Below are 20,209 nucleotides of genomic sequence, written 5' to 3'. Positions count from 1 at the left end.
TATCGGTGTGGCAAGGCACAATTTGATCAAATTAATTTCCTCAAAAATGAATACCCTTTCAAGCAGCTAATGGTTTAACAATGGCGCAGAGTTATTAGGTTTCCAGCAACCGACTCGGTTTGTTTCACAAAAAAGGAGATGCCCCATGGGTTTGCGCATCAATGACACCGTTCCGAATTTCACTGCAGAGACGGATCAGGGCACTGTTCAGTTCCATGACTGGATCGGTGACAGCTGGGCGATCCTGTTCTCACACCCCAAGGATTTCACGCCGGTCTGCACTACCGAGTTCTCGGCCGTTGCGCAGCTGAACGACGAATGGGCAGCCCGCAACACCAAGGTGATGGGCGTCTCAGTCGATGGCGTCGAGGACCACAAGAAGTGGAAGAAGGACATCGAGGCGTATGGCAACGCCAACCCCGGTTTTCCGATCATCGCTGATGACGGTTTGGCCGTGTCCAAGGCGTTCGACATGCTGCCCGCCGAGGCGTACCTGCCCGATGGCCGCACGCCTGCCGACAGTGCAACCGTGCGTTCGGTGTTCATCATCGGCCCTGACAAACAGTTGAAACTGTCGATGACCTACCCGATGACCGTGGGCCGAAATTTTGCCGAAATCCTGCGCGCGCTGGATGGTCTGCAGATGAGCGCCAAGGGCGTGGCCACCCCCGCGAACTGGGTGCCGGGCGAAGACGTGATCATCCCGCCGGCCGTTTCGAATGATGAGGCAAAAGAAAAGTTCGGTGAGTTTGAAACCATCTTTCCGTATCTGCGTAAAACCAAAGCGCCCAGCTAAAGTAGCTCGGGCAGGGCGATAAGCTCTGCCCGATTCCAATCCGCCTTCAAGGGTGACTAAGCTGCGTATCGTTGAGGGTGCTGATACAGTTTCCGACGGTAGGCAGCGCGTTTGAACTCACGCGTTAGCTTGTCGGCCAGCGGCGGGCTTGCCTGTATGGTCGAACCGCCGATTTCTTGTGCGACTTCCTGATTGCCGCTTCCTTGCAAGGAAAGGATCGGCTGCCCAGTCACCCAGTGCATTTGCAGGAACGTGTCGACCGGTCGGTCAATCTGGTCGGTTACGGCAAGCAACCGCTCAGCCGCACGCCGCCCGACCACCTGGCAGACGCATTGCAAGCCAATGACTTTTGGCAGGATCAGACGCAATCCATTTTGCTTTATAAGCGTTCGTGCCGCATCCTCGCGTTGTTTCACGGGAATTCGGATATAGTGATCCGGGGTTGCAAGCGGATCCAACATCTCTAACGCATAGGCCATACGACACGGATCTATGCGCAAATCATCCTCGGTAATGATAGCGCGGTCGATCTTTTCATCAACGAGCTTGCGCCAGATTCGCCGATGGCTCGCGAAAATTCCGATCTCCGCAGGGCGTAGCGGAAAAGGGTATCTGGGGCGATACAAATCGCCCGGAAACAATTGTACATCCGCGATCTGAGCGGGGTCCTTCCCATTGACGGCCTCGAACAGTTCCGCATCGGGCAGACTGGCACACAGCCTTTCGGCATTGGGTCGCCGCGCTGTGCTTGCTGTCATATGGATGACAAAAGTCCTCATGCCACAGTGCATAGAACACGATAACGAAAGGGGGAAGAGAAACCCGAAAGAAACACTTCCCCGTGATCCATCAGAAACCGTAACGCAGTCCGACATTGACGCTGAAGGCGTCGATATCATCCTCGACCGTACCCGTAGACGCACCGTTTGGTGCCAAACGTGCCGAGGATACGTCGAATACGCGGGCATATCGGGTGTCCAGGGTCAGAGAGGTATTTGGGCTGATCTCATAGGCTACACCGGCAATAATTTGCGCAGCAAAGGTGGTGTCGGTGTCGTTAAGTTTAACGCCCGGCCCGTAGACAAAGTCCAGATCAGAATAGGTGGCACCCAGACCCAGACCGACATAGGGCGTGAAGGCCCCTGCCTGTTTGAAATCGACCAGCACATTGGCGAACAGCGATGTCTGCGACACGTCACCCGAAATGTTGCCTTCTGCGCCGGGTCCGTTGCCTGAAAAATTGACGCCATCCACGTCGTTGTCGCGGTAGGACAGCTCCAGCTCGATCCGGGCGCCAAACTGATCGTTCGACCACTGCGGGATCTCTTTGCCGACCGCGATGCCCAGCCCATAGCCGCCATCGAAATCGGTATCCACCGACTGCGACGATCCATTGATTGTGCCGCTAAAGTCGCTGTCCTGCAGCTGGCTGTACCCGGCAAAGCCCTGAAGATAGAGATCATCCGACAGGCTCTGCGCGGCCAGCGCGGACGCGCTGATCGTCAAAGCTGTCGAGGCGAGAAGAAGACGCGTAACCATGACCATGTCCTTTGTTCCACATTTGTTATGGCGCACATGTGGGCAGTAGAGGCAGGAATGAAAGGCAACAGCCCTTCACTTCAATTCACAGGATATTGGGCGTGTGTGAGTGAATAAGATCAGTACCGAGCTAACACTTTGATTCACGGTCTATGTGGTCGAATTCGACCTTTCAGAACTGTTTGTAAGCAAAGGTTCGGAAAGCAACTCATCGATGAAGTAGCTCAGCAATTGCACGCGTCCCGTAACTCCTGCCTTGCGATACACCGCCGCGCATTGCGCTTTGACCGTGCCTTCCTTGGTTTGCCGCAATGTCGCGATGTCCGCGATTGACAGACCCTTGATAGAAAGCAGGGCAACGTCGCGCTCAGCATCACTCAGGTTCCACTCAGTGAATTGAGAGGCAATGAGTTGAGCAAACGCGCCCTGCGCGACGCTCAGCTGTCGCTGCATGTCGCGCACACGCCTGTTCTGGGACCGGATCAATGCAATCGTCGCGGCAAGACCGCCGATCAATGCCAGGGCCAGAACCAGTTCGAAACTATGCAGGTGGCGAAAGCCCGCGCTTTCCCCGCCGGTCCAGTCCAGCATCGCGTCCGTCACGAAAAAGGCGGCGCAGACGGCCTGCACCACCAGAAGGAGCCAAAGCAATGACGTTTGTGAAAGCTTCATGAGGCTCCTGTGATTTTATCCGATCAATCGTCGTCCCCTTCGAGTTCGATGGCAGTTACCATGCCGTCCGTCTCGGACAGGACGAGTTCAGTTTCCACGCCATCCTTGATGAGTTCAACCTCGATCTCGCCATCTTCGAATTCGATCTCTTCGATTTCGTATCCCTGCGCCTCCAGGGCCGTGCGGATATCGGACTCGGTGGTGCCCAGTTTGTCGCCCAGCCCGACATTGGCCAGTGCAAGAACCGGCGCTGTTGCAATCAATCCGGTCAGTGTCAGCAGTTTCAAGGTTTCCATTTTGCATCTCCTTTTTGCGTTGTGGCGATGTTGTGAAACTGGGAACAGGGCGCGTGCGCTGCGATTGGCTTTTGGTTGAAACGCAAGGAATTGGACCAAAGTTTATCCCGGTAAAATGCGGTTTCAGGCCGCCTGGTTCTGCATTTGCCCGAATTGTGTTAGGTTTAGACCGGGGGAGTTCTACAGGCATATAACCAAGACGTCGGGCGTTCAGACTGTGTAAAACAGGAGAAGACGATGGCATTCACAGATTGGTACGTTGAAGGCGATGCATTCGGGAACTGCAATTGCGGCTATGCCTGCCCTTGCCAATTCGAAGAATTACCAACCCACGGAAATTGCCGCGGCTTTGAGGTGCTTGAGGTTTCCAAAGGACATTTTGGCGACACCGACCTTGCGGGCACAAAAGCTGCGCTGATCTATGCCTGGCCTGGCCCGATCTTTGAGGGCGGCGGCCAGATGCAGGTGATCATCGACCCAAGCGCCTCGGACGCGCAACGGGCCGCATTGGAAAAGGTCTTTCACGGTGAAGAGACCGAGGAAATGGCAACCCACTGGCATGTCTTCCGCACGATGTGCGACACCGTTCACGAGACCCTGTATGTGCCGATTGATTTTGAGATGGACATGGATGGGCGCACCGCCAAAGTCTCAATCGGTGAGGTGCTGAGCTCAACCGGCCGTCCCATCGAGGCCCCACATGGTGGTGGCCCGCATCGTGTACGGATCGACATTCCCGGTGGTATAGAATTCACCCTGGCCGAGATTGGCAGTGCATCGACCAAGGCAGATGCGGCGATCAAACTGGATTTGAACGACAGTTATGGGCAGTGGCATGTGATGAAACACGGGCCGTCTGGCGTGGCGCACTGACGTTCTGGGTATTTGACTTGTCAGCAAGGATCAGGCTGCAGCGGCTTCACCAGTCAGATGTTCGCTTTGGCCAGCTTCGTTCTTTTCCAAGCTTGGCTTAATCGGCCGCACGCGATCATAGATGATGTGGAACAGGTAGGTGTAAACCGTATAAGTCAGTGTCAGACCGACATTGAGCGCAAGCGCTGATCCCAGAGAATGCCCACCAACCATCATCAAAAGTGGGCAGGTGATCATGACTGCCGTAACCTCATGCAATGTGGCATGAAGAACGCGCACCGATTGGGGGCGTTTGCAGGCCAGCCGGGCCGTTTTGTCCCGCTCAATCAGATCAAAAATAGTATTGAAGAACGGGCACCAGATCATGATCACAATCGACAGCATGGCGATCATAGCGAAACCGTGCACCATCGATGCGCCGGTCAAATAAGCGTATACGGGTGAGACAAATGCGATCCCGATCAGCTCGAAGCTGCCGGTCTGGATGACGCGTTCCTTGAAGGTCCTCAGGGTCATGTCACGCCTTTCAAAACACAGGATCACGGTTCAGCCGAGCGGATTGCCCGGCTGCTGAAATACGGGTGGTCTTAAGGGATAGATTGCTTCCCTAGCGTAACCTTTCATGAAGAAATACATCTGACTGTGAACTCGCACACATTCAGATATTTATGGCAATAATTGACCGATCCGTCCTTGGCTGGGCGGTCATAGCTCGAAACGAAAAAGGCCCCGGCGTTTCCACCGGGGCCTTGGTCACTTGAAAGAAGAACAGATTACTCTGCGCTTTCCTCTTTCTTTTCTTTCTTCTCGGGAACGATCTCTTCGCCGGTTTCCTGATCGACCACTTTCATCGACAGGCGGACCTTGCCGCGATCGTCAAAGCCCAGCAGCTTGACTTTCACTTCCTGACCTTCCTTCAGAACATCCGACGGATGGTTCAGGCGGCGGTTTTCGATCTGGGACACGTGGACCAGACCGTCGCGCTTGCCAAAGAAGTTCACGAAGGCACCGAAGTCGACGATCTTCACGACCTTACCGGTGTAGACCTGACCCTCTTCCGGCTCAGCGACGATCGAGTGGATCATCTCATACGCCTTCTTGATCGATTCACCATCGGGCGAGGCGATCTTGATGACGCCGTCGTCGTTGATGTCGACCTTAGCGCCTGACACTTCGACGATTTCGCGGATGACCTTACCGCCCGAACCGATCACTTCACGGATCTTGTCGGTCGGGATGTTCATGGTCTCGATGCGCGGGGCGTGGACCGAGAAATCGTTGGTCTCGGACAAGGCTTTGCCCATCTCACCCAGGATGTGCATTCGGCCGTCCTTGGCTTGCGCCAGGGCTTTCTCCATGATCTCGGGCGTGATGCCTGCGACCTTGATGTCCATCTGCAGCGAGGTAATGCCGTTTTCGGTGCCCGCAACTTTGAAGTCCATGTCGCCCAGGTGGTCTTCGTCACCCAGAATGTCGGATAGGATGGCGTATTCGCCGTCATCTTCCAGGATCAGACCCATGGCCACACCGGCAACCGGTGCTTTCAGCGGAACGCCCGCATCCATCATCGACAGCGAACCACCACAGACCGACGCCATCGAGGACGATCCGTTGGATTCAGTGATCTCCGACACGATACGGATCGTGTAGGGGAAGTCGGTCGCCGCCGGCAGAACCGCCTGCAGGGCGCGCCATGCCAGCTTGCCGTGGCCGATCTCACGACGGCCCGGACCACCAACGCGGCCAACTTCACCTACCGAATACGGAGGGAAGTTGTAGTGCAGCAGGAAGTTCGATTTGAAATTGCCATGCAGCGCATCGATGAACTGCTCATCGTCGCCAGTGCCCAGCGTGGTTACAGCCAGCGCCTGCGTTTCACCCCGGGTGAACAGGGCGGAACCGTGGGTACGGGGCAGCATCGAGGTTTCTGCAACGATCGAGCGGATATCGGTGGTCGAACGACCGTCGATCCGCTTGCCGCCTTTGACGACGTCACCGCGCAGAATGCCAGCTTCCAGCTTTTTCATAGCCGAACCGAGGTTGCCGTCTTCCAGCTGCTCTTCGGTCAGCGCTGCTTTGATCGCTTCACGCGCAGCGGCAACAGCGGTAGTGCGCTCTTGCTTGTCGGTGATCGCGAAAGCGGCGCGCATCTGCTCTTCCCCGGCAGCTTTGACTGCGGCGGACAGCTCCGAGTAGTCGGGCGCCTGGAAGTCGAACGGCTCTTTCGCGGCGTCTTCGGCCAGCGAGATGATCAGGTCGATGACCGGCTGAATCTGTTCATGTGCGAATTTGACCGCACCCAGCATTTCGGCCTCGGACAGCTCGTACGCTTCCGATTCAACCATCATTACGGCGTCTTTGGTGCCGGCAACAACCAGATCCAGGCGCTGTTCAGGGTTCAGGCGCAGGTCCTGCATGTCGTCAACAGTCGGGTTCAGAACGTATTCACCGTCCTCAAAACCAACGCGGGCACCGGCGATCGGACCCATGAACGGCGCGCCGGAGATAGTCAGCGCAGCCGAGGCAGCGATCATCGCAACCATGTCGGGGTCGTTGACCAAATCGTGAGACAGCACGGTGCACATCACCAGAACTTCGTTTTTGAAGCCGTCAACGAACAGCGGGCGGATTGGACGGTCGATCAGACGCGCAGTCAGTGTCTCTTTTTCGGTCGGGCGCGCCTCGCGCTTGAAAAAGCCACCCGGAACCTTACCGGCGGCATAGTATTTTTCCTGATAGTGGACGGTCAGAGGGAAAAAGTCCTGACCCGGTTTTTGCTGCCGTGCAAAGGTCACGTTCGCCATGACGCTGGTTTCGCCCAGTGTCGCGATCACGCTGCCGTCGGCCTGACGGGCAACCTTGCCGGTTTCCAGTGTGAGCGTCTCTTCGCCCCACTGCATAGATTTTTTCGTTACATCAAACATATGCGTATCCTAGATGGGAGCACTCCCGCCCCTGCGGGTCTCCCGTTTGCATGGCGGCCCCATTGCCGCCGATCCCATTTTAGCTTTCGTCTGAGTGCCGGGATCAGGGCACAACGTCTCAGATACCGCGCGCATACATGAGATTGGTGTAGAAGGAAAGGGGAACCGCGCAGCGCCGGTGGAGGACTGCGCAGCCTACGCCCGATCCATTTTGGACCGGGCCAGAGCCGTTCAAAAGAGTGCGTGCGCGAGGATCATCACCACGCCGCATCCCAGAGCATAGCCAGTGTCGACCATGATCGCGAACACGCTTTTTTGCGCCCAGGCCCCGACCGAGGCCGTCTGCGCCGCCACTGCAAGGATGGCCAGAAGGGCGACGCCCAGGCTGTTGGTGGTTTCGGTGAGCGCGATCACGGTGGCCAGCAAGATCAGGAACACGATCTGCGCGGCCATCTGAGGCAATGGCGGCGATTCCGGCGGTGTCGGATCGATCCGCGTTCCTTCGGCCCAGCGTTTCTGGAATCCGACCGGTCCATAGACCAGCCATCCCAGCAGAAAGGCCGCGATCACCCCCGCTGCAAGGGCCAGCCAGTTGATCATAGCGCTGTCTCCAGCGCTGCAAGGATCGCAGTCCATCCGCCCTCATGATTGTCGCGGCTTTCCTGTGATGGGAATCGGACGTGATGCAGTCGCAATTCGGTCCCTGCATCGGTTGGCGTGAAATCCAGCGTCACGGTGGAATCATCCTGACTGTACGGAGAGTTCCAAGTAAATTGCAGCCGGTTCGGGCGGTCGATGACCTTGTATTCGCCCTCGTGCGGCAGGTCACCCGCTTCGGGTGCACGCATGATGATCTTGAACCGTCCACCGACCTTTGCATCGGAATGCGCCTCTGGCACCGTCATACCCGGCCCTGGCAGCATGAATTTGGCCAGCATATCCGGGTTCAGCCAGGCGTCGAACACCTTTTCAGGCGGGTGCGGGATTGCGCGTGTGATTTCAAGTGACAGATCCGTCATCTTCTGGGTCCTCCAAAGCAGTTTCCAAAGCGTCCAGCCGAAGCGTCCAGATCGAACGCAAACCGGCAAACCATTCATCCACGGCTGACAAGGGATCCATTTGAACCTCGATCAAATGCTCACGCCATTCCGTCCGGCGCCGCACCAGTTCGGCGTTTTCCAGCACCTTGATGTGCTTGGATACCGAATTGAGGCTCATATCGAATTGCCGCGCGATGTCCGTCACCCGCAAGGGTCCCTGCTGCGCAAGCATCGTCAGGATCGCACGGCGGGTCGGGTCGGACGCGGCCTTCAATATCGCGCTCAGATCAGAGCGACTCTCTCGTTCAACCATATGGATGAATTACATCCTTCCTCTGCTTCAGTCAACCATTTGGGTGAATAACACGGATAAAGCCCCTTGGCCAGAAGTTGGGACCAATGATCCCGGTGCCGTCCAAAGTCGTTTATCAAGTCAGATAAATTCACTAACGGGAATGCGTTTGGTGAAATTATGTCGTCAGTGTAAGCTGTTATCACGAAGCCCGCGGTCGAATTGACGGAGAAGCGCCAAGGGACAAAATCTCGTTTCCGTCCGCTGGTCGAATACCTTGGCGTTTGCACTTAGCGAACAGAAGGGCAGACGAATGGCACAAACCAAGAAAATGCTGGATCCGGACCCCCGGATTTACGACTTCGAGACCGAATACGAGCTTGGGCAAGACAACGTCCGGCCATTCGGTCTGGACATCCACAACCCGGTCTTTTTGATCTCGAGCATCCTGATCTTCGCGTTCGTTCTGATCGCATTGGCCAATCAAGAGGGTGCTGCGGCACTTTTTGGCTGGCTACGACCATGGCTCACCAGCACGTTTGACTGGTTCCTGGTCCTGTCGGTCGACGCAATCACCTTGTTCTGCCTTGTTCTGATCGTGTTGCCGGTTGGCAAGGTGCGGATCGGTGGCAAGGACGCAAAGCCCGACTATTCCTATGCCGGATGGATTGCGATGATGTTCGCGGCTGGTATCGGCATCGGGCTGTTGTTCTTTGGAGTGATGGAGCCCGTCTATTACAATTTTGCCGAAGACGGCAACGCGGTGCCACTGGGCATCGACATCGCCGTTCCGGGCAATGAATATGCTGGAGTCGTCGGTACAATCCATCACTGGGGGCTGGAAGGCTGGGCGGTCTACGCCGCTGTTGGTCTAAGCCTGGCCATCTTTGCCTATAACCTTGATCTGCCCTTAACCCTGCGGTCGGCCTTCTACCCGATCCTGGGCGAACGCGTCTGGGGTTGGTGGGGCCACATCATCGATACCTTGGCTGTGTTTGCGACGCTCTTTGGCCTGACCACCTCGTTGGGTCTTGGTGCGCAGCAGGTTGCGGCGGGCCTGAATGAGGTGTTCGGCATCGAACCCAGCCCAACCGTCACAGTCCTGCTGATCATCGGTATCACGTTGATTGCGTTGGGTTCGGTCCTGATGGGGATGGATGCTGGCGTCAAACGGTTGAGTGAAATCAACATGATCATGGCCGTCGGCCTGTTTATCTTCGTGATTGTTGTTACTGGCGTCGGCACGGCCATCGCACGGTATTTCAACGTGATGGTGGATTATGTGTACCACCTGCCGGCGCTGTCGAACCCGTTCGGACGCGAAGACACCAGTTACTTCCACGGCTGGACGACCTTCTATTGGGCCTGGTGGATCGCATGGTCGCCTTTTGTGGGCATGTTCATCGCCCGCATCTCAAAAGGTCGCACAGTGCGCGAGTTCATCCTTTGCGCCCTGCTCGCACCAACGGCTGTTTGTGCCTTGTGGATGTCGACCTTTGGCGGTGCCGCCATCGACATGTTGAACGCAGGTGGAGCCGAAGGTGTGCGTGCCACAGTGATCGACAGCTACGCCCCTGAAGGTGCCCTGTTCGGATTCCTCAAGGAGCTGCCGCTTTACAGTATTGTTGCGCCAATCGCCCTGGTCCTGATCGTGGTGTTCTTTGTCACCTCGTCGGATTCCGGTTCGCTGGTGATCGACACGATTACTGCGGGTGGCAAGATGGACGCACCGGTGGTTCAGCGGGTGTTCTGGTGCACTTTGGAAGGTCTGGTCGCCATTGCGCTGTTGCTTGGCGGGGGCCTCTCTGCACTGCAAGGTGCTGCGGTTTCGACAGGTATCCCGTTCACCTTGGTGGTTCTGATCATGTGCTACTGCTTGTGGCTGGCGCTGAAATCAGAAAAAGCTAAGATGTAGGGCCTTGATCCGATACATTCTGGACGCCCGCCTTTTGGCGGGCGTTCTTTTGCCGCCGGACAACCGAAAACGCCCGGAAACTTCGCGGAGAAAAAGCAAGGCACAGGCTAGAGGCCCTGAAGCTTAAACTTCTGCGACACTCACAGCAGTTTCGAGCGCTTGATCAAGACTGTTCGCCACCTGATCCACGTCGTCCAACGACAAACACAGCGGTGGCACCATCCGTAGGCATTGTTGAAACGGGCCGGACTTTGACAGGATAATTCCTTGTGCGCGGCAGGCTTCGAAAACTTCTGTGGTCATGTCCTTGTCCGGCGTTTTGCTATCCCGGTCTTTCACGAATTCCAGCGCAAGCATAAGGCCTTTCCCGCGAACATCGCCGATGACCTGATACTTGTCTTTCAAGCCATGCAGCCTTTCCAGCAAGGCGGCCCCTACAACGCGGGCGTTTTCCTGCAACCCTTCGTCCCGCATGACAGCAAGAACCGTACGGGCTGCGGCAGCCGAGGTCGGGTTGGCCCCATAGGTGTGGAACATGAACCTTTCCGCCATCGGTTCCGCAATATGTTTCTTGGCCACAACCGCCCCGATCGGGAAGCCATTTCCCAGACCTTTTGCCATGACGACGATATCGGGCACGACGCCGTCCGCTTCGAACCCCCAGAAGTTTTCGCCAGTGCGGCCAAAGCCGGATTGCACCTCATCCGCGATGTAGAGACCTCCTGCCGCGCGCACGCGCTCGGCTGCGCCGGACATATAGCCGGGGGGCATTTCGATGATGCCGCCATAGCCCTGCACGCTTTCGACAAATATGCCCGCTACATTGCCGGATGTGGCTGTGGCGATTGTGTGATCAATCTCATCCAGATAGGGCTGGGTCCCCTGTCCAAAGATGCCGCGGTATTGATTGGGTTCCGGCACAAAGGCCACGTTGCCGGGCATGCCCGGGTGACGCCAGCCCGAGATACCGGTAATCGACTGCGCCGCAGCCGTTGGCCCGTGATATGCGGTGCGCAGCGCAAGTAAATCCAGATTGCCTGTGTAAGTGCGCGCCATGGTCATCGCCAGATCAACCGCTTCGGATCCGGAGTTGGTCAGATGCACCACCCAGTCATGTCCTTTGGGCATCGTCGCGGCCAGTTCTTCGGCCAGATGTGCTGGTGTCGGGTGGTAGAACATTGTCGTGCAGTGGGTCAGTTCCTGCGCCTGTGCTGCTGCCGCCGCCACCACGCGCGGGTGCGAGTGCCCGACCGAGATACAGACATTCATGCCCAGCAGATCGGTGTATTTCCGACCATCCGTATCCCAAAGGTATTGTCCCTGACCTTTCTTGAAAACGATAGGTTCGCGAAACGGTGTGAACCGCGTTAGTGAGGCAGCATAGTACTGGTCCCGTCGCGCGGCGGTGTTCGAAAAGTCCCAGTCGGTGTGAAGGGCGTGGTCGGTCATTCGGAACCTCCGGTTTTCAAGCGTGAGTTTTCGGGGTCAAAGGGAGCCTTTGGCAGGATGGTTGCCGCACGATGCTGGCCCAGTATTGAGATGGTCAGCCCGTCTCGCGCGGTCTGGTCGCGCAGATAGGCCAGGGCCAGAACTTTTCCGGTCCGGTGGCCATAGGCACCCGAGGTGGCGATCCCAACGGGCAGATCGTCTTTCCAGATCGTGTGGGAGTAGAACGGGTCAATCTCACCGGCCTCGACCTCAAGCAGCACCATATCCCACGTGTTGTCTCGGCCCAGTCCGTGGCGCAGGTCCTTGCGGACAAACGGGGTCAGACCGGCCTCAAGCGGGCTGCGTTCGGTCGTCAGGTCACTGCCCCAACCGCGATACCCTTTTTCAAGGCGCATGGAGTTTGCTGCATAGGCCCCATAGAACCCAAGACCAAGCGGTTTGGCGACCTCTTCCAGCGTCGTGAAAAGCTGCACGGCATTTTCTTTGGCCACATGCAATTCCCAGCCACATTCGCCCAGATAAGACACCCGCAGAGCGCGCAGGGAAATCCCGCCTACATGGGTCTCTTGCGCGGTGAGCCAGGGCATATGGTTCAACTCGGGCAACACATCGGCGGATTTGGGTCCCATGACGCCGATAACTGCCAGATCCTCAGACACGTTTCGAACGGTGACGTCAAAGCCTTTGGCAACCTGTGTCAGAAGATCCTGGTCGATCTGCTCGGCCGCGGCGGCGCTGGTCAGATAGGCGTGATCCTCGGCCAAGCGTGTGACGGTGAATTCCGACAATACGCCGCCTTTGGGTGTCAGCGCATGGGTCAGACCGATCCGGCCCGGCTGGATGGCGCGGTTTGCGCCCAATGCTTGTAGGAAGGCCGCGATATCGGGGCCGGTGACGTCGAATTTCGAAAACACCGACAGGTCGCCCATGGCGACGCGGTTGTGTGCGGCCTCGACCTCTTGCGCCACGGGTTCGAACCAATTGGCGCGAAGGAAGGTTTCGTCGGCGACTGCTCCGGGTGTGTCCGAGAACCAGTTTGGACGTTCCCACCCATAGGCCGCACCCATCACCGCGCCGCGTTCGACCATCAGGTCATGCAGTGGAGACAGGCGTAGACCGCGCCCGACGGGGCGTTCTTCGTGCGGATAGTGCACGCCGAATTGCAGGCCGAAGCACTCGACGGCCTTGGCCACGCGATAATCACGATCAGCCCAGGACCCAAAGCGGCGCGAGTCCACGGCCAGCGCATCCATCGGCGGCGCGCCGTGGGTCATCCAATGCGCAAGGAACCAGCCCGCGCCGCCGCCTTCCATGACGCCCATCGACGAGCCGGTCAAAAGCCACGCGTTTTGAAGCCCATGCGCAGGCCCGATCAGCGGATTGGCGTCGGGCGTGAACGTGATCGGGCCGTTGATCACCGATTTTACACCACCGGTTTCCAGCGCCGGAATCCGATCCATCGCGGCCATGATGATATGTTCCACACTGTCCAGATCCGGCGGCATCAGATCCGCGCCAAACTCCGGTGGCACACCATCAACGGACCAGACCTTGGCGTCCTTTTCATACGGCCCAAGGATCAGCCCATCGCGTTCCTGCCGCACATACCAGCTTTCTTCGGGGTCGCGGATGATCGGCAGCTCTGGCAATCCCTCTTTGATCCGCGATGACACGGCTTCCACCGTGTCCGTCACCAGATATTGGTGCAGCACCGGAACAGACGGGATGTTGAGGCCCATCATATGTCCGATTTCCCAACCCCAGGTGCCTGCAGCGTTGACCATGTGGGTGGTTTCGATGATCTCTTTCGCAGTCGCAATCCGCCAATGGTCCTGCTGACGCTCAATCGCGGTGACTGCGCAATTGCGTATGATCCGAGCCCCGCCACGCCGAGCAACCTCAGCCATTGCGTGGGTTGCCAGCGTAGGGTCTACATGGCCGTCATCGGGTTCATAGATCCCCCCGATCAGCCCATCCAGTTTGGCCAGAGGGAACAGCTCGGCGATGCGCTCGGGCGTCAGCACCTCCAGCGGGTAACCGGTGAATTCGGACAGGCCGGCCACATGGCGGAACTCGTCCATTCGGTCGGGGTTGCGTGTGATCCGCATCGCACCCGAGCGGTGAAAGCCGCAATCGCGTCCTGTTTCCTGCGGAAGTATATCGCGGTAAAGCCGAACAGAGGTAGCACGCAATTCCTGAATGGTGGGATTATGCGCGAAATGAGTACACAGTCCCGCCGCATGCCAGGTCGATCCGTGGGTCAGGTCGTTTTTCTCGACCAGCAGAACATCGGACCAGCCAGCCTTGACCAGATGATACATCAGCGACACGCCCATGGCCCCGCCGCCGATGATAGTAACCTGCGCCTTGATCATGCGCGCATCCTTTCGCCTGAGGGATCAAAGGGTGGGCGTCGCAAGGGCTGAGCGGGATAGTCCTGCCCGGCGACCCGAACCGTGAATTTTCGATCGCATGTCTGGGCCAACGTCTCGCCCGGTTGGACCGCGACCATGGCAAAACACAGGTTCAGCCCCGTACGCGGCCCGCGCCCGCCCGAGGTTGTCAGCCCCACATGGGTGCCATGCTCGAACACCGGTTCGTCATACAGCATCAGGGCATTGCCGTGAACCTGCAGAAGGATCAGGCGCTGTTGCAAGCCGTTGGACTTTTGCTGTTCCAGCGCCGCTTTGCCCTGAAACTCCTTGTCCCAGTCGATGGTGAACCCCAGGCCGGCTTCCAGCGGAGTGATCTTGGGGCCAAGTTCATGCCCCCAGTGTTTGAAGCCCTTCTCCAACCGGCAGGCATCCACCGCATAGTGACCCAGCGGGCGCGCGTCTGCCTTGTGGAGGGTGTCGAACAGCTGAGGGGCCTGCGCGTTGGGTACGGTTAGTTCCCAGCCCAATTCTCCGACAAAACTAACGCGCGTGGCGCGGCAAGCAATGCCTGCCAATTCGGCCGTGGCGGCATAGCCAAATGCCATTTCTTGAAGGCTGCCAAGACCCTGTAGCAGCGTCCGGCTGCCACCTCCCATTACACCGATTGTGCAGAATGCTTCGGTCACATCCCTGACAGACACATCGCCCTTCAAATGCCTGCGCAGGAACATCAGATCGCGCATCCGCGTGGCAGCGCCTGAAGTCAGATGAAACGCATCCCGACCCAACCGCGTGATGGTCACATCCATTTCGATCCCACCGCGCGCGTTGAGTATCTGCGTATAGACAGCCCGACCAATGGGCACGTCCATCTGCGCGGTCGTCAGGCGGTTCAGCGTTGCAAGAGCATCCGGCCCGGTGATGTCAAGTTTGGTAAACGGACTCAGGTCAATCAGCGCAGTGCCCTGATCCAAGATTGCCGCTTCGGTCTCAGCCAGCGACCACCACCCCTGATCTGTTGTCGAATAGGGCTGTGCCGGGCCGTAATACAGCCCGCGTTCCCACCCGGCCGTCAGGCCAAAATGCGCCCCAGCCTCAGCCCAGAAATCGTGCAGTGCTGTGGTGCGCAGACCTCGGCCGGCGTTGGGCTGTTTATATGGCCAATGCAAAGCGAAAAGATCCGCGACGGCCTCTTCCATGCGGTCGGCCATATGTTCAGCGCTGGCTGTGTGCGGGTCGACCCGGGCGACATCGACCTCCCACATGTCCATCGGGGGGTGGCCGTCGACCATCCAATCCGCCAGCGCCCGCCCAATCCCCGCCGAAGACATGACCCCGACCGAGTTCATACCCGCAGCCACAAACAATCCATCGACCGTGGTTTCACCAACAAGCGGCCTTGTGTCTGCGGTAAAGCTTTCTGGGCCATTCATGAAATGCTGGATGCCGACCGTTTCAAGGCTGGGGCACAGCTCTAATGCGGCCTTCATGAAAGGGGCAAATTGATCCCAATCCTCGGCCAGTTCAAGAAAGGGTCGGTCGCCTTCGGGGCCGTATGCGTCCCAGCATTTGGCGTTGGGTTCAAAGCCGCCGATCACAAGCTTGCCCGCATCGCCCTTGATGTAGATGCCCCGGTCCAGATCTCGGATCACCGGGAACGGGTTGGGCAGGTCGAGCATGGGTTCGGTGACAACATACATGTGCTCGACCGCCTGTAACGGAAGCGCGACGCCAACATTGGCGGCCAGCTCACGTGACCAAGCGCCGGTGGCAAGAACGACCTGATCGGCGTCCAGTTTCGTCCCATCGGTCAGGGTTACACCCGTGATCCGCTGACCCTTTTTCCGCAGGGACTGAACCCCGGTATGTTCGCGGATTGAAACGCCACGATCCCGTGCACCTTTGGCGTATGCCATGCACAAATCGACCGGATTCACATTGGCGTCTTCCGGCACATGCAGCGCACCGAAATGGTTCCTCAGTTCAAGGTGTGACAGGGGCACGTCCGAGGCCTCGATCATGCGTGGTGTCAATCCCAGGGTCTGGCCCAGATCCGCAATCCGGCGCAGCTCGTCCAAACGGGCAGGGTCGCGGGCCAGCCAATAGCCAGAGGTTTGGCGATATCCAGTGGACATGCCAGTCTCGGCCTCAAGGGTCGGAAAAACCTCAAGTGCGGCCATTGCCAATCGGGTCATGTTTGGCGTTGCACGCAGTGGACCGACAATCCCCGCCGCATGCCAGGACGTGCCCGAGGTCAGCTGATTGCGCTCCAGAACAGTGACGTCATTCGAACCGCGTTTGGCCAGATGGTAGGCCAGGCTGAGGCCAATGGCGCCACCACCGATAATCAAGAAACGGCTCATCAGAAGTAATCCTGATCTGGCTTCTCGGCCTTACGCTGCGCGATATAGTCCTGCAGCGCGGCGTCGATGCCGGGGTCGAGACCGGGGTCTTGATATGCGTCAAGCCGCTCTTTCCAGATTGCATTGGAGCGGGCTGCGGCATCCAACTCTCCGGCCGCGTGCCATTGTTCGAAAGAATTGTCATCCGGGGTCCAGGGCCGGAACAATGCGGACATGAAATTGGCCTGCGTATGCTCAGAGCCCAGAAAGTGCCGCCCCGGTCCAGTCGCGGCAATTGCCTCCATCGCCTGAGCGTTCTCGCTCATGTCGATTCCATCGAAGAACCGTCCGACTTTGCCACACAGATCATGATCCAAGATCGTTTTTTCGAACGAGGTCACCAACCCACCTTCGAGCCATCCCGTGGCATGGTTGATCAGATTGGCACCCGCGAACATCGACATCATCAGGCCCCATGTAGCCTCTTGCTGGCTCTGGGCGTCCGCAACTTTTGAGGCGCTGAGCGTGCCAACCGTGTGCAGCGGCACCCCCAGTCTGCGGGCAAGCTGACCGGCCGCCAAAACCATCAACCCGGCTTCGGGCGTACCAAAAGTGGGCGCACCGGATTTCATCGACATGGTTGAGGCGAAACTGCCCATCAAGCAGGGTGCCCCGGGGTTCACCAGTTGGGTCAGCGTCATCGCTGCCATGGTCTCGGCCAACACCTGAGCCAACGTTCCTGCTACGGTGGACGGCGACATGGCCCCGGTCAGAACCCAGGGGGTGCAAGCGACCGGTTGCCCGGCCCGGGCATAGGTTTTCAAGGCGCCCGACATGTGGCTGTCCATCACCAGCGGCGCGTTTGTATTCGAGACACAATACAGGACGGCGTTTTCCGCCACGAAATCATCACCGAACACAATCCGTGCCATGTCGATTGCGTGGCCCGCGCGTTCGGCCCCGATAAAGGCCCCCATAAAGGCGCGGTCAGAATGGCGAATATGACCATAAAGCATGTCGAGATGGCGTTTATTGGCCGGTAAATCCACCGGTTCGCAAACCACGCCGCCCGAATGGTGCAGCCAGGGCAGGCTGTGATGCAGCTTGACCAGATCGACGAAGTCCCGATGCGAGGCATAGCGCCGCCCCCGGTCCAGATCGTGCACAAAGGGCGGACCCCAGGCCGGGCATAGCACGCTGGCTTCGCCGCCCAATTGAACGTTGTTGTCCGGGTTTCGGGCGTGTTGAACGAACTGTGCAGGCGCGGTTGCCATGATCGTATTGCGGCAGAACCCCGGCGCGAACCGAACGCGAGAGCCGTCGACGTCACAGCCTGCATCGGCAAAAATGCTCAGGATTTCCCGGTCGTCCTGAAACTCCATCCCGGTTTCGGCAAGGATGGTATCAGCATTGGCCTCGATCTGTTGCAGGCCGGCCTCGCTGAGGACATTGAAGGTCGAAAGTTTGCGCAGAATGAACGGCGCGCGCACCTCGGGAAGAGTGCGAGATCCAGCGGCCCTGCGGCGTCGAGATGAGCGCGAACGTGTCATGGCCAAAGCGTTGACCGAGTGCTTGACGTAAACCAAGAAAATTCCAACAGTATAAATATTATTTATACTAAGGATGAGCAATGCTGGATCATCGTAAACTCTCACCAAGTCTGATGCGTTCACTTGAGGTTTTCGTCGCCGTTGCGGAAACGGGTCAGATGCGGGCTGGCGCAAAACTTCTGAATTTGTCGCAGCCGGCGGCTTCCCAGCACGTCACTGCGTTGGAAAAGGCTTTTGGTACTGTGCTTCTGGATCGCAGTACGCGACCGGCACGGCTGACCTATGCGGGTGCGCGTTTGCATGGGAAAGCGCAGAAAATTCTGGATGCACTTTCCGACATGGAAACGGAACTGCGCCACGTTGGCCAGAAATCCCTGACGCTGCTGCGGGTCGGCATTCAAGCCTCAATCGCCACAACGCTGACGCCCTCTTTGGTCGATTTTGCGCAGCGTGAGTTCAACGTCGAAGACATCACCCTGCACGCCGGTCAAAGCGGCAATCATGAACACCTGCTGCGGACGAAACAAGCGGACCTCGCGATCACATCCAATCCGTTTCTGGATATGGATGGGTTAGAGCGTCACCACGTTCTGACCGAACGATACCTTCTGGTACTGCCGGAAACATATGACGGCCCGACGGACAGCCTGGAGGCGATCCAAACGCGGCTTCCTTTGGTTCGGTTCGGGGATACAACCAACGCGGGCCGCCAGATTGCGCAGCATCTGCGCCGATTACGGTTTGAGCCCGACAAGGTCATCCAGGCGGACCGCTCCAGCATGGTTACGTCCTGTGTTTCCGCAGGTCAGGGGTTCAGCCTTTTGACGCCGACATTGCTGATTGATGGTTTGGTTGAGAATATGAGCCTGCAGTTGAAAGATCTTCCGGTCTCGGGCCTTTCACGCACTTTGACAGTTGTCGCCAGAAAGGAAGAGCTTCAGAGTTTTCCGGAGGCGCTTGCAGACATGTCCAGGCAGAAATTGGTGCAGCGCATCACCGGCCACATGGGCGACATCGGAGCCAAAAGCGTAGAGTACGATATGGTTTAGCGCGCCGTCACAAGCTGAACAGTGCGGGGAACTTCGGGCTAAGTTTTAGCCCAAAGTCGCTACCTGTTGATGAACTTCGACAACATTGCCTTCGGGGTCGCGAAAGAACACTTGGTGCCACTCTTTCGAAAAGGCTGTGCCATAGTCCGAATAAGGAACCGCGTTTTCATCAAGTATCCTCAAGACCGCGGCAAGATCATCCGTTCGGAACGCAATGTGTCCGCGGCTCACTGGATTGATGACCTGATCATTTTTGAAAGCGACGTCAAAGTCCCGTTCCGCAAGGTGCATCTGCATGCTGCCGTCCGTTGCAAAGCGGATTTGGCCGTCATAACCCGAGTCTTCGGTTGCTTCAGAGCGCGGGAAATTATGCTGCGGAATATCACCCAAACCCAAGACGTTTGTATAAAAGTCGTGTAGGCGGTCAACGTCGTCTGCCACCAGGTTAATATGATGAAATTCCAGCTTCATTTGGTTCCATTTTACTTGTCGTCACACACTGGATGTGTGCTTGGGGGACTGAGGTATTGAGCAGCTGTTGATCAGGTCCCGGGATAGTGCCGACAGAGTTTGTGAACTGCAAGCCGGATTGAGCCCCACCATACCGCTACTCCGAGCGCGCGTTCCCTGATCCAACAAAAAACGCCCGCCAATTAGGGCGGGCGTCCGAAATCCAAAAGCGGTAAGATCCGAAATTAACGACGGATGCCCAGCTTTTTGATCAGGTCCTGATAGCGCGCTTCTTCTTTGCCCTTCAGGTAGTCCAGCAGCTTACGGCGCTGGGCGACCATTTTCAGCAGACCACGACGACCGTGGTTGTCTTTTTTGTGGGTCTTGAAGTGCTCGGTCAGGGTGGTGATGCGCGAGGTCAGGATGGCAACCTGGACTTCTGGCGAACCGGTGTCGCCGTCCTTGGTGCCGAATTCTTTCATGACGCGTGCTTTTTCAGCGGCAGTAATCGACATCGGGGTCTCCTTTAAAAGGTTAGAGTTGATGGCGCAGGCCGGGATGTCGTCCAGCACAGGCCCATGGAGAAAACCGCACCGATTCCGATGCGGATGGGCGCGTATAAGCGGATTTCAGGCAAATGGCAAAGG

At 57.6% G+C, this 20,209-nt stretch carries 19 protein-coding genes; 4 read left to right on the top strand and 15 right to left on the bottom strand.

Features of this window, described 5'->3' with window-relative positions; all coding sequences use genetic code 11:
• Window positions 1-145: 145 nt before the first annotated feature.
• A complete protein-coding gene (locus AC2FI9_RS03080) occupies window positions 146-796 on the top strand; it encodes a peroxiredoxin (protein WP_058274981.1) in 651 nt (216 codons plus the stop codon).
• Between the two features lie 56 nt (window positions 797-852).
• Here AC2FI9_RS03080 and AC2FI9_RS03075 read toward each other — a convergent pair whose 3' ends face one another.
• The 4 genes from AC2FI9_RS03075 to AC2FI9_RS03060 form a co-directional block, all read right to left on the bottom strand.
• Window positions 853-1,575: a glycosyltransferase family 25 protein gene (locus tag AC2FI9_RS03075; protein ID WP_496726370.1), complete on the bottom strand. Its 723-nt coding sequence runs from the start codon at window positions 1,573-1,575 to the stop codon at window positions 853-855.
• A gap of 70 nt (window positions 1,576-1,645) precedes the next feature.
• Complete coding sequence (locus AC2FI9_RS03070) at window positions 1,646-2,335, bottom strand: outer membrane protein (protein ID WP_496765480.1); 690 nt, start codon at window positions 2,333-2,335, stop codon at window positions 1,646-1,648.
• A 150-nt stretch (window positions 2,336-2,485) separates the two neighbouring features.
• Window positions 2,486-3,007, bottom strand: coding sequence for a helix-turn-helix transcriptional regulator (locus tag AC2FI9_RS03065; RefSeq protein ID WP_109313601.1), 522 nt, complete (start codon window positions 3,005-3,007; stop codon window positions 2,486-2,488).
• A 23-nt stretch (window positions 3,008-3,030) separates the two neighbouring features.
• Entirely contained in the window at window positions 3,031-3,303 is a 273-nt protein-coding gene (locus tag AC2FI9_RS03060) for a PepSY domain-containing protein (protein WP_496765475.1), read from the bottom strand.
• Window positions 3,304-3,540: 237 nt separating this feature from the next.
• On the opposite strand from AC2FI9_RS03060, the gene AC2FI9_RS03055 reads away from it, so the two are divergent.
• Entirely contained in the window at window positions 3,541-4,176 is a 636-nt protein-coding gene (locus AC2FI9_RS03055; protein WP_108860071.1) for a DUF1326 domain-containing protein, read from the top strand.
• A 30-nt stretch (window positions 4,177-4,206) separates the two neighbouring features.
• Here the strand turns inward: AC2FI9_RS03055 and AC2FI9_RS03050 are convergent, their stop codons facing one another.
• From AC2FI9_RS03050 to AC2FI9_RS03030, 5 genes are all read right to left on the bottom strand, one after another.
• On the bottom strand, window positions 4,207-4,692 hold the full coding sequence (locus tag AC2FI9_RS03050; RefSeq protein ID WP_496765472.1) for a PACE efflux transporter: 486 nt from the start codon (window positions 4,690-4,692) through the stop codon (window positions 4,207-4,209).
• Between the two features lie 257 nt (window positions 4,693-4,949).
• Window positions 4,950-7,100 (bottom strand): polyribonucleotide nucleotidyltransferase, encoded by a 2,151-nt coding sequence (gene pnp / locus AC2FI9_RS03045; RefSeq protein ID WP_496765468.1) that lies wholly within the window; start codon window positions 7,098-7,100, stop codon window positions 4,950-4,952.
• Window positions 7,101-7,331: 231 nt separating this feature from the next.
• A complete protein-coding gene (locus AC2FI9_RS03040) occupies window positions 7,332-7,700 on the bottom strand; it encodes a DUF1761 family protein (protein WP_496726364.1) in 369 nt (122 codons plus the stop codon).
• Entirely contained in the window at window positions 7,697-8,119 is a 423-nt protein-coding gene (locus AC2FI9_RS03035; RefSeq protein WP_282152313.1) for an SRPBCC family protein, read from the bottom strand. The genes AC2FI9_RS03040 and AC2FI9_RS03035 overlap by 4 nt, the downstream gene beginning before the upstream one ends.
• Window positions 8,100-8,453 carry an ArsR/SmtB family transcription factor gene (locus AC2FI9_RS03030; protein ID WP_058274972.1) on the bottom strand — a complete coding sequence of 118 codons (354 nt, stop codon included), beginning with the start codon at window positions 8,451-8,453 and terminating at the stop codon, window positions 8,100-8,102. The genes AC2FI9_RS03035 and AC2FI9_RS03030 overlap by 20 nt, the downstream gene beginning before the upstream one ends.
• 292 nt (window positions 8,454-8,745) lie before the next feature.
• Between AC2FI9_RS03030 and AC2FI9_RS03025 the strand changes: the two genes are divergently transcribed.
• Window positions 8,746-10,347 carry a BCCT family transporter gene (locus AC2FI9_RS03025; protein WP_496765462.1) on the top strand — a complete coding sequence of 534 codons (1,602 nt, stop codon included), beginning with the start codon at window positions 8,746-8,748 and terminating at the stop codon, window positions 10,345-10,347.
• A 123-nt stretch (window positions 10,348-10,470) separates the two neighbouring features.
• Here the strand turns inward: AC2FI9_RS03025 and AC2FI9_RS03020 are convergent, their stop codons facing one another.
• Genes AC2FI9_RS03020 through AC2FI9_RS03005 form a run of 4 tightly spaced genes read right to left on the bottom strand, consistent with a single transcriptional unit; the run spans window position 10,471 to window position 18,063 of the window.
• Complete coding sequence (locus AC2FI9_RS03020; RefSeq protein ID WP_496765459.1) at window positions 10,471-11,796, bottom strand: aspartate aminotransferase family protein; 1,326 nt, start codon at window positions 11,794-11,796, stop codon at window positions 10,471-10,473.
• On the bottom strand, window positions 11,793-14,171 hold the full coding sequence (locus tag AC2FI9_RS03015; protein ID WP_496765456.1) for a GcvT family protein: 2,379 nt from the start codon (window positions 14,169-14,171) through the stop codon (window positions 11,793-11,795). The genes AC2FI9_RS03020 and AC2FI9_RS03015 overlap by 4 nt, the downstream gene beginning before the upstream one ends.
• A complete protein-coding gene (locus tag AC2FI9_RS03010) occupies window positions 14,168-16,534 on the bottom strand; it encodes a GcvT family protein (RefSeq protein ID WP_496765451.1) in 2,367 nt (788 codons plus the stop codon). The genes AC2FI9_RS03015 and AC2FI9_RS03010 overlap by 4 nt, the downstream gene beginning before the upstream one ends.
• A complete protein-coding gene (locus AC2FI9_RS03005) occupies window positions 16,534-18,063 on the bottom strand; it encodes a trimethylamine methyltransferase family protein (protein WP_496765449.1) in 1,530 nt (509 codons plus the stop codon). The genes AC2FI9_RS03010 and AC2FI9_RS03005 overlap by 1 nt, the downstream gene beginning before the upstream one ends.
• A gap of 80 nt (window positions 18,064-18,143) precedes the next feature.
• Between AC2FI9_RS03005 and AC2FI9_RS03000 the strand changes: the two genes are divergently transcribed.
• Window positions 18,144-19,112 (top strand): LysR family transcriptional regulator, encoded by a 969-nt coding sequence (locus tag AC2FI9_RS03000; protein WP_496765447.1) that lies wholly within the window; start codon window positions 18,144-18,146, stop codon window positions 19,110-19,112.
• Window positions 19,113-19,157: 45 nt separating this feature from the next.
• Here AC2FI9_RS03000 and AC2FI9_RS02995 read toward each other — a convergent pair whose 3' ends face one another.
• Window positions 19,158-19,583, bottom strand: coding sequence for a VOC family protein (locus AC2FI9_RS02995; protein ID WP_282152321.1), 426 nt, complete (start codon window positions 19,581-19,583; stop codon window positions 19,158-19,160).
• Between the two features lie 224 nt (window positions 19,584-19,807).
• On the bottom strand, window positions 19,808-20,077 hold the full coding sequence (gene rpsO, locus AC2FI9_RS02990) for a 30S ribosomal protein S15 (RefSeq protein WP_039543122.1): 270 nt from the start codon (window positions 20,075-20,077) through the stop codon (window positions 19,808-19,810).
• Window positions 20,078-20,209: the final 132 nt, after the last annotated feature.

The sequence above is a fragment of the Ruegeria sp. CDSA246 genome (assembly GCF_059611225.1).
The sequence above is the reverse complement of the archived record's forward strand: the minus strand, read 5'-3'. Positions and strand labels throughout refer to the sequence as shown.

Excerpts from the sequence above, each read along its gene's own strand:
- AC2FI9_RS03080 (WP_058274981.1), top strand. The coding sequence starts at position 146 with ATGGGTTTGCGCATCAATGACACCGTTCCGAATTTCACTGCAGAGACG.
- AC2FI9_RS03075 (WP_496726370.1), bottom strand. The coding sequence starts at position 1,575 with ATGAGGACTTTTGTCATCCATATGACAGCAAGCACAGCGCGGCGACCC.
- AC2FI9_RS03070 (WP_496765480.1), bottom strand. The coding sequence starts at position 2,335 with ATGGTTACGCGTCTTCTTCTCGCCTCGACAGCTTTGACGATCAGCGCG.
- AC2FI9_RS03065 (WP_109313601.1), bottom strand. The coding sequence starts at position 3,007 with ATGAAGCTTTCACAAACGTCATTGCTTTGGCTCCTTCTGGTGGTGCAG.
- AC2FI9_RS03060 (WP_496765475.1), bottom strand. The coding sequence starts at position 3,303 with ATGGAAACCTTGAAACTGCTGACACTGACCGGATTGATTGCAACAGCG.
- AC2FI9_RS03055 (WP_108860071.1), top strand. The coding sequence starts at position 3,541 with ATGGCATTCACAGATTGGTACGTTGAAGGCGATGCATTCGGGAACTGC.
- AC2FI9_RS03050 (WP_496765472.1), bottom strand. The coding sequence starts at position 4,692 with ATGACCCTGAGGACCTTCAAGGAACGCGTCATCCAGACCGGCAGCTTC.
- pnp (WP_496765468.1), bottom strand. The coding sequence starts at position 7,100 with ATGTTTGATGTAACGAAAAAATCTATGCAGTGGGGCGAAGAGACGCTC.
- AC2FI9_RS03040 (WP_496726364.1), bottom strand. The coding sequence starts at position 7,700 with ATGATCAACTGGCTGGCCCTTGCAGCGGGGGTGATCGCGGCCTTTCTG.
- AC2FI9_RS03035 (WP_282152313.1), bottom strand. The coding sequence starts at position 8,119 with ATGACGGATCTGTCACTTGAAATCACACGCGCAATCCCGCACCCGCCT.
- AC2FI9_RS03030 (WP_058274972.1), bottom strand. The coding sequence starts at position 8,453 with ATGGTTGAACGAGAGAGTCGCTCTGATCTGAGCGCGATATTGAAGGCC.
- AC2FI9_RS03025 (WP_496765462.1), top strand. The coding sequence starts at position 8,746 with ATGGCACAAACCAAGAAAATGCTGGATCCGGACCCCCGGATTTACGAC.
- AC2FI9_RS03020 (WP_496765459.1), bottom strand. The coding sequence starts at position 11,796 with ATGACCGACCACGCCCTTCACACCGACTGGGACTTTTCGAACACCGCC.
- AC2FI9_RS03015 (WP_496765456.1), bottom strand. The coding sequence starts at position 14,171 with ATGATCAAGGCGCAGGTTACTATCATCGGCGGCGGGGCCATGGGCGTG.
- AC2FI9_RS03010 (WP_496765451.1), bottom strand. The coding sequence starts at position 16,534 with ATGAGCCGTTTCTTGATTATCGGTGGTGGCGCCATTGGCCTCAGCCTG.
- AC2FI9_RS03005 (WP_496765449.1), bottom strand. The coding sequence starts at position 18,063 with ATGACACGTTCGCGCTCATCTCGACGCCGCAGGGCCGCTGGATCTCGC.
- AC2FI9_RS03000 (WP_496765447.1), top strand. The coding sequence starts at position 18,144 with ATGCTGGATCATCGTAAACTCTCACCAAGTCTGATGCGTTCACTTGAG.
- AC2FI9_RS02995 (WP_282152321.1), bottom strand. The coding sequence starts at position 19,583 with ATGAAGCTGGAATTTCATCATATTAACCTGGTGGCAGACGACGTTGAC.
- rpsO (WP_039543122.1), bottom strand. The coding sequence starts at position 20,077 with ATGTCGATTACTGCCGCTGAAAAAGCACGCGTCATGAAAGAATTCGGC.